Source organism: Haloactinopolyspora sp. (genome assembly GCF_027324685.1).
In the GTDB taxonomy this organism is placed as follows: Bacteria; Actinomycetota; Actinomycetes; order Jiangellales; family Jiangellaceae; genus Haloactinopolyspora.
In genome coordinates, this window is the sequence record NZ_DAHVSH010000203.1 from 17,349 (window position 1) to 29,808 (window position 12,460).

A 12,460-nucleotide genomic window follows, 5' to 3' on the forward strand; every position below is an offset into this window, starting at 1 on the left:
CCGCGCGTTGGCGGGCGTGACTTCTGGCGGGTTGTCCACCCTTCCTGGCGCTCGGAAGCGTGGAAAACCCTCCAGAAGTCAGCGACGTGCAGGAGATTCGGCGTGAACCCTGGCCCAGCAGCACTGGGTCGGCCGGGTCGTGCGGGGCGTCGTGCATGGAAGCGCATGGGCCCCAGCGGTCATGAAGATCGCCGTGCTGACAACTGCCGAATCCGCCGATCGTGAAGATCGTCGTGCCAGGAAGCGCGCGCTATAGCGGCATATTCCACCACGACGATCTTCACGACCATCGGCATCGGTCACAGTTCACACAACGATCTTCACGACCAGCCTTCACGACTTGCATCCGCCATCGGTCTCCGCGCCAATCTCCGCGGTCTGCTTCCGCGACCACACTTCACCACCGATCTCCGCGACCTACTTCCACGACCAGCCCTCACGGCCAGCCCCCACGGCCAGCCCTCGCGGCCGAGCCTTCACGACCAGCCTTCACTGCCGGTGTCACCCATCAGGTCGCGGAGCCGGTGCGCACCGACGACGGTGGTCGTGAAAGTCTGCTCTGCGTGTCGACGACTCCTGAACCATCGCCCGACGCGCCGGAGCCACGCGCTGGCCGCACGCGCCGGCTCGTCGGCCGGATGATCGTCCTGGCAGTACTGATCACCGCCGTCGATCAGCTGACGAAGTACTGGGCAGAGAAGTCCCTCGGTGATCAGGCACCGGTGAACGTCATCGGCGAGTTCATCCAGTTCCGGCTGCTCTACAACTCCGGTGCCGCGTTCTCGATCGGCACCGGACTGACGTGGCTGCTCACGCTGATCGTGGTGATCGTCGTGATCGTGGTGCTACGGGCCGCGACCAAGATCGGCTCGCGCGGCTGGGCCGTCGCGTTCGGGCTGTTGCTCGGTGGCGCTTTCGGCAACTTGGGTGACCGCTTGTTCCGCAAGCCCGGGTTCCCCGAGGGCCACGTCGTCGATTTCATCGACTACGGCGGGTTCTTCGTGGGCAACGTCGCCGACATCGCCATCGTCGCGGCGGCGATCATGATCGCCGTGCTCACGCTGCGCGGCGTGGGCGTCGACGGTCGTCGCCACCACGCCCACGGCGCCGGCCACCGAGACGAACACGATCACGGGGCGTCGACCGACGAGGCGTGAGCAGTCGCGGTCGGCTCCCTTCGAGCGAGATACAGTCCCCGGGTGAACGCGGACGACACGAACCTTTCCGGCGACCCACAGGCCGCGGCTCGAGCAGCCGCTGAGCACATCGCGACGGCTACCGGCATCTCACGACACGAGGTCGCCCTCGTCCTCGGCTCCGGTTGGGGTGCCGCGGCGGATCTGATCGGGCCGACGGTGGCCGAGCTGTCCAGTGACGACGTTCCCGGATTCGCCAAACCCGCCGTCGCCGGACACCCCGGCACGATCCGGTCGATCCGGATCGGCGAGACCGGCCGGCACGCTCTGGTGCTGGGCGCCCGGACCCACCTGTACGAGGGCCGGGGCGTGCGTGCCGTGGTCCACGGCGTGCGCACCGCTGCAGCCGCCGGCGCACAGACGCTGGTGCTGACCAACGGCTGCGGCGGGCTCCGCGATGAATGGTCGGCCGGAACCCCGGTCCTGATCAGAGATCACATCAACCTGACGGCGACCTCCCCCTTGGAGGGCGCCACCTTCGTCGACCTCACCGACGCCTACTCGCCGCGGCTGCGGGCGCTGGCTCGCGAGGTGGACCCGTCGCTGCACGAGGGCGTCTACGTCCAGTTCCGCGGGCCGCACTACGAGACCCCCGCCGAAGTGCGCTTCGCCGGCCGGATCGGCGGCGATCTGGTCGGCATGTCCACTTCGCTCGAGACGATCGCCGCCCGCGAGGCCGGTCTCGAGGTGTTGGGACTGTCGCTGGTCACCAACCTCGCCGCGGGTATCAGCGCAACGCCGCTGAGTCACGACGAGGTCATCGAGGCCGGCCGGGCCGCCGGTCCGCGTATCAGCGCATTGCTGGCTGACATCGTCGCCCGGATCTGATCGCCGCCTAGGATCGTTACGAGCAGAAGGCGAGAGGATGGGCGCGGGTGACCAGCGACGTGATCGAACAGGCGCACGCCTGGCTGGCTGACGACCCCGACCCGTCCACCAGGGCCGAACTGCACGCTCTGATCGCCGAGGCCGTGGATGGCGACAGCGGGGCCATGGCCGACCTGCGCGACCGGTTCGCGGGCTTCCTCGAGTTCGGCACCGCCGGTATCCGGGGCGCCCTCGGGGCCGGACCGAACCGGATGAACCGGGCCGTCGTCATCCGGACCGCTGCCGGGTTGGCGAACTTCCTGCTCAGCTCCAGGACTCCGGTTGACGGGCGCCAGCACCGGGTGGTGGTCGGTTACGACGCTCGCTACGGCTCGCGCACCTTCGCCACCGACACCGCCGCGGTTCTCACCGCTGCCGGTATCGACGCCGCCGTCATGCCCCGAGAGTTGCCGACGCCGGTGCTCGCCTTCGCCGTACGGCATCTCGATGCCGACGCCGGCGTGATGGTCACCGCCAGCCACAATCCGCCGCAGGACAACGGCTACAAGGTCTACCTGGGCGGAGCCGACGGCGGCTCGCAGATCATCTCTCCGGCCGACACCGAGATCGCGGGGCACATCGCGACCATCACGTCGGTTGGCGCCGTCGAGCGAGCCGCGAATGGGTGGAGCAACGTCGGCGAGGACGTCATCGAGGCCTATGTCTCCGCTGCGGCCGCGATCGCCCGGCCCGGCGGTCCGCGCGAACTCACCATCGTGCTCACGTCGCTGCACGGGGTCGCCGGCAGCACCGTCGTCCACGCGCTACGCCGAGCGGGGTTCGGCGACGTTCACCCGGTGCCCGAACAAGCTGAGCCCGATCCGGACTTTCCGACGGTCGCGTTTCCGAACCCGGAGGAGCCGGGGGCAGTCGACCTGGCGGTCTCGCTGGCTCAAGACATCAACGCCGACATCGTCATCGCCAACGACCCCGACGGTGACCGGTGCGCACTCGCCCTACCCGTCGACGACGGCAGCGACCGCTGGCAGATGCTGCACGGCGACGACCTGGGCGCGCTGCTGGGCGAGCACATCGCCAGCCGCGGCGCCGGCGGCGTCTTCGCCAACTCCATCGTCTCCTCGCGGCTGCTCGGGCGGATCGCCGCCGCGCACGGGCTGCGGCATGCCGAAACACTCACCGGCTTCAAATGGATCTCGCGGGTGCCCGGACTCGTCTACGGCTACGAAGAAGCCCTGGGTTACTGCGTCGACCCGGTCGCAGTGCGCGACAAGGACGGCATCTCCGCCGCGGTCCTGGTCGCCGAGGTCGCCGCGCAAGCGAAAGCAGCCGGGCGGACGGTCTGGGAACTGCTCGACGACCTCGCCGTACGCCACGGCCTCCACCTGACCGATCAGCTGTCGATCCGGGTGGACGACTTGTCGATCATCACCACCGCCATGCAGACGTTGCGCCAGAAGCCGCCGGCACGCCTCGGCGGCTCTCCGGTGACGACCGTCGACGATCTCGCCCACGACTCCGGAGAGCTGCCCCCGACCGACGGGTTGCGCTACCTCACCGCCGACGACACGCGTGTCGTCATCCGCCCGAGTGGCACCGAGCCCAAGCTCAAGTGCTATCTCGAAGTGATCGTCGAGGCCCTGGACGATCCCGCCGCCGCCCGCGCCGTCGCACGCAACCGGCTCGACACGGTTCGAAACGACGTCAGGGCCGCCCTCGACCTCTGAGCACCCGGGATCCGCGCTACGCGCGGCGAACGATCCAGCGGGACGTAGAATCGGCGGCGTGACGGTTCTGCCCACGTTCGACACCGATCTGTCTGACATCACGTCGACAGAGGCGTCGCTGCGTCGTTTCCTGCACGGGCTGCCCGGGGTCGACCAAGTCGGCGCCGAGGCGCGTGCGGCCAGCCTGGCCACCCGGTCCATCAAGACCACCGCCAAGCAGTTCGCGATCGATCTCGCGATTTCGATGATCGACCTGACGACGCTGGAAGGGCAGGACACCGAGGGCAAAGTCCGTGCGTTGTGCGCCAAGGCGCTGCGCCCGGACCCGACCGATCGCGACGTGCCACGCGTGGCCGCGATCTGCGTCTATCCGGACCTCGTCGGCGTGGCCAAGCAGGCGCTGGCCGGCAGCACGGTCAAGGTCGCCAGTGTCGCCACCGGATTCCCCTCGGGCCGCACCAGCCTCGCCGTCAAAGAAGCCGACACGCGCGACGCCGTCGCCGCTGGCGCCGACGAGGTCGACATGGTCATCGACCGCGGCGCCTTCCTCGCCGGGCGCTACGGCCAGGTCTTCGACGAGATCGTCGCGGTGAAGCAGGCCGCGCAACCGGCTCATCTGAAGGTCATTCTCGAGACCGGTGAGTTGAGTACGTACGACAACGTCCGCCGCGCCTCGTGGCTGGCCATGCTGGCCGGTGCCGACTTCATCAAGACCAGCACGGGCAAGGTCGCTCCGGCGGCCACCCTGCCGGTGACGCTCACCATGCTCGAGGCCGTACGCGACTTCCGTGAGGTCACCGGCCGCCAGGTCGGCGTCAAACCGGCCGGGGGGATCCGGACGACCAAAGACGCCATCAAGTATCTGGTCCTGGTCAACGAGACCACCGGCTCGGACTGGCTCGACCCCGACTGGTTCCGCATCGGCGCCTCGAGTCTGCTCAACGAGCTGTTGATGCAGCGTCAGCGCATGGCCACCGGGCGCTACGCCGGACCGGACTACTTCACGATCGACTGACCAGCGTGACAGTCGTCACGTGTTTTGATTTCATGCCCGCGTGATCAGTTCCCGCTCGGCTGTCCGGACGACGGGCCTGGTGGTCGGTGCCGTCGTGCTGCTCGTGCCCGCCTGCACCGGTTCGGACTCTGATCCCGGCGCGGAAGACGGCGGGGCATCCGCGCCGTCGTCGGTGTCCGCGGAAATCGACAACGACGACGGACTCGTGGTGTCGTTCGAAGCGGTCGGCGACGCCGACGCCTACCTGCTGCACCTGGCTGGACACGACGAACCGATCCGCATCGAGAGTGATCAGTGCGCCGACGGCGCCTGCTCGGTCACCCTGGACCGGCTCAGCGCCGCAGACGCCGACGAAGTCACGGTGTCCGCGCTCTCCGGTGAGGTCGAGTCCGAGCCGTCAGCCGCGGTGGAGGTGCCTGCCTGGCCGGAACCCGAACGCCAGCCCGAGTCGGCGACTCCACCCGCGAACGAGCCGATCGATCTGCTCGTCTCCGAGGTCGATGCCGAGGGCAGGCCCACCGTCCGCACGGTGACGGTGCCGGCGGGCCAAGACGTCGAGGCCCGCATCGGCGAACTGCGACAACAGGACGGCGTCGCCGGGGTCAGCGTCGCCGAGCCGATCATCGAGGACGAGGGCGGGTTCAGCACTGACGGTTTCCCGGCGGGGCTGGCCACCTGGCAGGTCGAGGCGATGGACTTCGACGCACTGCCGGCCGAGCCCCGCGGTGAGGGTGTCACCGTCGCAGTCATCGACGACGGCATCACGGCCACCCATCCGAACCTCGACCAGGCCGACATCACGGAGACGAACGTCGTCGAACCGGGGCGGGACACACCCGGCGAACACGGAACGGCGGTGACGTCGCTGATCGTGGGTGAACACTCCGGGCTGGTGCCAGGCATCGCCACCGGTGCGGCCATCCGGGTCCACGACGTATACAACGATGGTGGTGAACAAACCGGTGGCGTAGGTGCTCTGGCTGAGGCGATCGTCGCCGCGGTCGACGACGGTGCGCAGGTGATCAACATCAGCCTCACGGCCAGGTGCGCGGCGTGGCAGGAGGCGATGGGGAGCTGTCCGGACGAGGTGCTGCGACCGGCGGTCGAATACGCGGAGAACCGCGATGTCGTCGTGGTGGCTTCCGCCGGCAACACCGGGGACGGCAGCGACTGGTGCCCCGGCGGTGGTAACGAGACGGGGTGGCCCGCCGCGTTCGAGTCGGTGATCGCGGTGGGCGGCACGGCCCGCGACGGCTCGGTCTGGCCGTGTTCACCGGACGTCGACTACGTCGACGTGCTGGCGCCCGCGGCGCATCTTCGGGCGGCGGTGCCACCCGACGAGTACCAGATCGTGTCGGGGACGTCGTTCTCCGCACCGCTCGTCTCCGGTCTGATCGCGGTGGCGCTGGCCGAACGTCCCGACCTCACCCCGGCCGACATCCGCACCGCCTTGTCGTCGTCGGTCGCCGAGAACGGGCGCCTCATCGCCACGGCGTTCCTGCAGGCCCTGAACATCGAACTGTCGGTGGAATCGCCCATCGACCCCACCACCGCACAGCAGATCGTCCCGTTCAGCCTGGGCCTGTACCTTCCGCCGAAGTCGGAGGTATGGCGCCGAGCAGGTCTCGCGAACAGCCCGCTCGATCCGGCGGCCTACTCTGACGGGGAGGCTTACTACGACGACGCCCAGCCCCCTGAGGACGCCTTCTACCCGTGGCGTTCGGCCGGCCTCGAGTGGGGTTTCGATGACCCGTTCACCGTGCTCATCGGGGGTTTGTTGTTGATCGATGCGGACGGCAACGTGACGGGAACCGGCCACCTGCAGCCGCACGAGTACTACACCGGGCACCGGGTCGAATGCCCGAGACCCGGTTTCGGCATCGGGACACCCTGGTTCAGCTACCGGTGGGATGTGCCGGTCACGGTGAGCGGCCATGTGGCGGAGGACGACGTCGGCCGCGACGTTGGCGAACTGACCTTGTCCCTGGGCGAAGAAGCGACTGCGCAGGAGCGCGGAAAGCTGCCCGACATCAAGATCACCCACGACACCCTCGACGACTGCGAAACGGTGCTGGCCGAGTATGAGGCGGCCTGGCAAGACCCAGGGCACCCGTGGAGTGAGGTGAAGACCTGGCCGGACAAGAGCATCTCGGTGACCGAACCGGTGTACCGCCAGATCATCCTCGAGTCCCCCTTCGTCATCGACGAAGGCTTCTTCCCGCCCGCCGAACCCGACACCCCCGACAGTTCGGTGTACACGTCCGGCGGCACGCTGGCCGACGGAGTCGGGTTCCGGCTCCGGGTGGGCGACATCGACTTCGCTCAGCTGTCCTGACCGCAGCGCCCGGTCGCGGTGCCGCGCACTGCGATATCGGGCGGTCGAACGTCTACGCTGGTGGGCGTGACCACCATCGCTGCACCGGGGACTGATCCGCGATGACCGACTTCGAGTACGCACCGGCGCCGGAGTCGCGTGCGATCGTCGACATCAAGAGCTCGTACGGGCTGTTCATCGACGGTGCATTCGCCGATCCGGTGGACGGCGCGAGTTTCAAATCGGTGAATCCGGCGACCGAGGAAGTTCTCGCCGACATCGCCGAGGCCGGTCAGGCCGACGTGGACAATGCCGTCGCCGCAGCGCGCCGTGCTTACACGCGCACGTGGTCGACGATGTCCGGGCGCGACCGCGGCAAGTACCTGTTCCGCATCGCGCGCATCATCCAGGAACGCGCCCGCGAGCTCGCCGTGCTGGAGTCCATCGACAACGGCAAGCCGATCCGCGAGTCCCGCGACGTCGACATTCCGCTGGTCGCGGCGTATTTCTTCTACTACGCCGGATGGGCGGACAAGCTGGGCTACGCCGGCGCGGGACCCGACCCGAAGCCCTACGGCGTCGCCGCGCAGGTGATCCCGTGGAACTTCCCGCTGCTCATGCTGTCGTGGAAGATCGCCCCGGCGCTGGCCGCGGGCAACACCGTGGTGCTCAAGCCGGCCGAGACCACTCCGCTGACGGCGCTGCTGTTCGCCGAGATCTGCCAGCAGGCGGACCTGCCGCCCGGGGTGGTCAACATCATCACCGGCGCCGGGGACACCGGGCGGATGCTCGTCGAGCACGGCGACATCGACAAGGTCGCTTTCACCGGTTCCACCGAGGTCGGCAAAGCCATCGCCCGAAGCGTCGCCGGCACGTCCACCAAGGCCACGCTGGAGCTCGGCGGCAAGGCCGCCAACATCGTCTTCGACGACGCGCCGCTGGACCAGGCCGTCGAAGGAATCGTCAACGGCATCTTCTTCAACCAGGGCCACGTGTGCTGCGCAGGTTCCCGGCTGTTGGTCCAGGAGTCGGTGTACGACGACGTGCTCGCTCGGCTCAAGCGGCGGCTGGGCACCCTGCGTCTCGGCGACCCGCTGGACAAGAACACCGACGTCGGGGCCATCAACTCCGCCGAACAACTGGCTCGGATCCGCGAGCTGTCCGAGGTCGGTGAAGCTGAGGGAGCGCAGCGCTGGTCGCCGGAGTGCGAACTGCCCGACCGCGGCTTCTGGTTCCCCCCGACGGTGTTCACCGGGGTGTCGCAGGCGCACCGCATCGCCCGGGAAGAGATCTTCGGCCCGGTGCTGTCGGTGCTCACGTTCCGCACCCCGGCCGAGGCGGTCGAGAAGGCCAACAACACGCCCTACGGGCTGTCCGCAGGGGTGTGGACCGAGAAGGGTTCGCGGATCCTGTGGATGTCGCAGCAGTTGCGCGCCGGCGTCGTGTGGGCCAACACCTTCAACAAGTTCGACCCGACCTCGCCGTTCGGCGGCTACAAGGAATCCGGCTACGGCCGCGAGGGCGGTCGGCACGGCCTGCTGTCCTACCTGAGAACGGAGCGTGACTGACGTGGCGGAGCGGCTGGCCGTGAAGAAGACCTACAAGCTCTACGTCGGCGGCAAGTTCCCGCGATCGGAGTCCGGTCGGTCGTTCCAGGTCACCGACAGCAAGGGCCGGTTCCTCGCCAACGCAGCGTGGGCCTCGCGCAAGGACGCACGCGACGCCGTCGCCGCGGCGCGTAAGGCGTTCCCCGGCTGGTCGGCAGCCACGGCGTACAACCGCGGACAGGTGCTGTACCGGGTCGCTGAGGTGATGGAGGGCCGCTACGCCCAGTTCGTCGACGAGGTCAGCGCGGGCGAGGGCGTGACCCGCGCCAAGGCCGAACGACTCGTCGGCGAGGCCATCGACCGCTGGGTCTGGTACGCCGGGTGGACGGACAAGATCGCGCAGGTCGTCGGGTCGAGCAACCCCGTCGCCGGGCCGTACTTCGACTTCTCGGTGCCCGAACCCACCGGCGTGGTGGCCGTGCTGGCTCCGCAGGGCTCGTCGCTGCTGGGCCTCGTGTCGACGCTGGCGCCCGTCCTCGCCGGCGGAAACACCGCCGTGCTCACCGCGTCGTACGAACGCCCGCTGCCGGCCATCACCCTCGGCGAGGTCCTCGCCACCAGCGACGTGCCCGGTGGCGTCGTCAACATCCTGACCGGCAAGCTGAGCGACACCGCACCCTGGCTCGCCGCGCACATGGACGTCAACGCCATCGATCTCGCCGGAGCCGCTGGCGACAGCGCACACGCCCGGGAGCTCGAACTGGCCGCGACGGACAACCTCAAGCGCGTCGTCCGCGCGCCCGAGGCCGAACCCGACTGGACCGCCGAGCCGGACCTCGAACGCATCACCGCCTTCCTGGAGACCAAGACCGTCTGGCACCCCGTCGGCATCTAGGGGCGCCGGACCGCCCGGGCCCGCGGCTCACTTGCCGGGAGCCGATGTGCCGCCGCTGGGCGCCGGCCTCGGCTCACCGGTCGGCTGACCAGTCCGCTGACCAGCCGGTGGCGCGCCAGCGTCCGCGTCATCCGCGTCGGCGCTGGTGGGCAACTGGGCGCCGTACGGGGGTTCCGGCGGCGCCGGAACGCACGAGCCGGACATGTGGGCCTCGGCAACGAAGCGCGGGTACACGTTGGTCCCCCACGGGTTGGCGATGACGAACGTCGTCCCGTCGGGCGCCTCCTCATAGCAAGGCTCGGTGTCCGCCAGAACCAGCGGGCGGCCATCCTGGTCGTAGAGGCGTACCTGGTCGATCAACGCGCCGTCGGCGGCGTAGGCGAAGATGTTGGTCACCGGCACACCGGCGTCGGTCGCTATCGACCCAGCGCCGTGGCTGTACGCCAGGCCGTCGGTCGCCACCTGGTCGATCGGGTCGACGTATCCGTCGTGCGGACTCTGCGCGATCGCCAGTACGCCGAACACGCCCCCGGCGACGATGGCGGCGTTGAGGCCGTAGATCGCGATCGCTCGGCGGCCCGGCATCTGGCCGCGGGCTGCGGCGCGACCGAGGTAGACCGAGGCCACCGCCGCCACCACGAACACGAACGTGCCCAGCGCCGCCGAGGAGACGGATGCGACGAGTGCACCGAGAATGGCGGCCCTGGCCAGCCACCATGCCGGCTGTAACGACGCCGCGAAGTCGATGACACCAGGACCCCAGGACGTCGCGCGCAGCTGTTGCACTCGCTCACCCAGCCAGCATGCCCCCGGGATCTGGCGCAACTCTCCGGCCGGATCCTCGTGACGAAGCACGAGGAACAGCACGCTCGCGCCGCCCACGACGAAACAGACCGCCGCCGGTACACCGAAGAACGCCGGCGCTCCGGACAAGCTGAACACCACGTCGGCCACGGTGACCACGGTGAACCCAGCCGTCGCGGTGCCGAACACCGCAGCCAGCAACCGCAGGAGCCGCCGGCCGAACCCGGCACGCTGCGGCTGGGGAGTCGGCGGGGCGATACCCGCCGCGGCCCGCAGCTCCGCGACGTAGGCCGACGGCGAGCCGAGCCGATCGATGAGCTCGGCGAGCCGAACGTCGTCGCCGTACTCCTGAGCCACCTGGGTGATGTGCTCACGCACGTCGTCCAGGATGTCTGCAGTCTGCGCGGGCGGCAGGTCGCTGAGCTCGTCGCGCACGGCCGCGACGTAGGCGCTCACTGCCGGCGGAGACGTTCCTGGGCCGTTGGTCACGCTGCCTCCGTTTCACCGTGGACCAAGCTGGTCATGATGGCGGCGAACTCGTGCCACGTCTTGGCCGAGCGCCGCAGCACATCATGGCCGGTCCCGTTGACGCTGTAGTACTTCCGGTTCGGTCCTGTCTCCGACGGCACGACGTAGGTGGTCAGCGCCCCGGCCGAGTAGAGCCGGCGCAGGGTGCCGTAGACCGATGCTTCGCCGACCTCGTCGAGGCCCGCGGCTCGCAGGCGCCGGACGACGTCGTAGCCGTATCCGTCCGCGTCGCGGAGAACGGCGAGCACGGCGACGTCGAGCACACCCTTGAGTAGCTGACTGGTGTCCATGGGGTCTCCCCTCTTGTGCCAACCGCAGTATTACGTTTGGCGTAGTACTGCGCAAGGAACAACACGCGCAGAACCGTAGGCTCGACACATGGCAGGGCGTGAGCGGTCGCCGCGAGCGGTGAAACTTGCGGCCGCAGTCGTGGCCTCGGCCGCCGTGGGCTTGGGGTGCACCGCCGACGACGACCCCTCGTCCCCCACCAGCCCCGCCACGAGCACCACCACCGCGACCAGCCCGGGCTCTGGCACCAGCCCATCCGGCTCCGAATCCGCTCGCCCGCCGAGCAACACGAGCCCGTCGACGTCGCCTCGGGCACCAGCGCCGGCGCCCATCACCATCGCGTTCGCCGGCGACATCCATTTCGAGGGACCCCTGCGCGACCGGCTCGACGAACCAGCCGCTGCGCTGGCGCCGATCGCGCCGCACCTGTCTGCGGCCGATCTGACCGTCGTCAACCTCGAGACCTCCATCGGCACCTCCGGGACCCCCGAGCCCAAGCGGTACACGTTCCAGGCCCCGCCGGCAGCACTCGAGGCACTCGCGGCCGCCGGCGTCGACATCGCCACGATGGCGAACAACCATGGCCTGGACTTCGGCCTCGACGGGCTCGCCGACACCCTCAGGGCCGCAGAAGCGGCCCGCACGGCGACTCCGCCGCTGTCCGTCATCGGGATCGGCGCCGACGTGTCCGACGCTTTCGCCCCGGCTCGCCGCAGCATCGGTGCTGTCGATGTCGCCGTCTTCGGCGCCTCCGTGCCTGACGATCCCAGGGCCGACCCCACCCAGCAGTGGGCCGCCACGCCCGAGCGCGGCGGCATCGCCGTCGCCCTCGATCCCGATCGCCTGATCAGCGCCGTGCGATCCGCGGCCGCCAGCCACGACGTGGTCGTCGTCTATCTGCATTGGGGCGTGCAAGGCGAGAGCTGCCCGAGTGCTTCCCAATCGAGACTGGCCGGACAGCTTTCCGCCGCCGGCGCCGACATCGTCGTCGGCAGCCACGCCCATCGGCTGCAGGGCGCCGGGATGCTCGACGACACCTTCGTCGCTTACGGCCTGGGCAACTTCGTCTGGTACACGCAGAACCCCGACACCGCAGCCACCGGCATCCTGACGCTGACCGTCGACGACACCGGCGTGACCGAGAGCGCCTGGACCCCGGCGCGCATCCGGGCCGATGGGCTTCCCACCGTGGTGACCGGCAGCGACGCCGACGCCATGGCCGGCGAGTTCGCGGCGTTGCGCGACTGCGCAGGCCTCGACCAGCTCACGCCCTCAGGGAAGCCCTGACCGCCGAGTTCAGGGACGATCCCTGATGTCCGAG

Annotated in this window: 10 protein-coding genes; 8 read left to right on the top strand and 2 right to left on the bottom strand. The window is 69.3% G+C overall.

The window, feature by feature from the left end; genetic code table 11:
- Window positions 1-563: 563 nt before the first annotated feature.
- The 7 genes from M6444_RS21665 (at window position 564) to M6444_RS21695 (ending at window position 9,519) form a co-directional block, all read left to right on the top strand.
- Window positions 564-1,157 (top strand): signal peptidase II, encoded by a 594-nt coding sequence (locus M6444_RS21665; RefSeq protein WP_298332277.1) that lies wholly within the window; start codon window positions 564-566, stop codon window positions 1,155-1,157.
- A gap of 42 nt (window positions 1,158-1,199) precedes the next feature.
- Window positions 1,200-2,024: a purine-nucleoside phosphorylase gene (locus tag M6444_RS21670; RefSeq protein ID WP_298332280.1), complete on the top strand. Its 825-nt coding sequence runs from the start codon at window positions 1,200-1,202 to the stop codon at window positions 2,022-2,024.
- Between the two features lie 47 nt (window positions 2,025-2,071).
- On the top strand, window positions 2,072-3,748 hold the full coding sequence (locus M6444_RS21675) for a phospho-sugar mutase (protein ID WP_298332282.1): 1,677 nt from the start codon (window positions 2,072-2,074) through the stop codon (window positions 3,746-3,748).
- A gap of 58 nt (window positions 3,749-3,806) precedes the next feature.
- Window positions 3,807-4,763: a deoxyribose-phosphate aldolase gene (gene deoC, locus M6444_RS21680; protein ID WP_298332284.1), complete on the top strand. Its 957-nt coding sequence runs from the start codon at window positions 3,807-3,809 to the stop codon at window positions 4,761-4,763.
- Window positions 4,764-4,803: 40 nt separating this feature from the next.
- Window positions 4,804-7,098, top strand: coding sequence for a S8 family serine peptidase (locus M6444_RS21685; RefSeq protein ID WP_298332287.1), 2,295 nt, complete (start codon window positions 4,804-4,806; stop codon window positions 7,096-7,098).
- 101 nt (window positions 7,099-7,199) lie between these two features.
- Window positions 7,200-8,645 carry an aldehyde dehydrogenase family protein gene (locus M6444_RS21690; protein ID WP_298332290.1) on the top strand — a complete coding sequence of 482 codons (1,446 nt, stop codon included), beginning with the start codon at window positions 7,200-7,202 and terminating at the stop codon, window positions 8,643-8,645.
- A gap of 1 nt (window position 8,646) precedes the next feature.
- A complete protein-coding gene (locus M6444_RS21695) occupies window positions 8,647-9,519 on the top strand; it encodes an aldehyde dehydrogenase family protein (RefSeq protein WP_363326465.1) in 873 nt (290 codons plus the stop codon).
- Window positions 9,520-9,546: 27 nt separating this feature from the next.
- Here M6444_RS21695 and M6444_RS21700 read toward each other — a convergent pair whose 3' ends face one another.
- Together M6444_RS21700 and M6444_RS21705 are read right to left on the bottom strand one after the other, a co-directional pair.
- On the bottom strand, window positions 9,547-10,812 hold the full coding sequence (locus M6444_RS21700) for a hypothetical protein (RefSeq protein WP_298332294.1): 1,266 nt from the start codon (window positions 10,810-10,812) through the stop codon (window positions 9,547-9,549).
- Entirely contained in the window at window positions 10,809-11,141 is a 333-nt protein-coding gene (locus M6444_RS21705) for a PadR family transcriptional regulator (protein ID WP_298332297.1), read from the bottom strand. The genes M6444_RS21700 and M6444_RS21705 overlap by 4 nt, the downstream gene beginning before the upstream one ends.
- 88 nt (window positions 11,142-11,229) lie before the next feature.
- Between M6444_RS21705 and M6444_RS21710 the strand changes: the two genes are divergently transcribed.
- A complete protein-coding gene (locus tag M6444_RS21710; protein ID WP_298332300.1) occupies window positions 11,230-12,426 on the top strand; it encodes a CapA family protein in 1,197 nt (398 codons plus the stop codon).
- The last annotated feature ends 34 nt before the right edge of the window (window positions 12,427-12,460 follow it).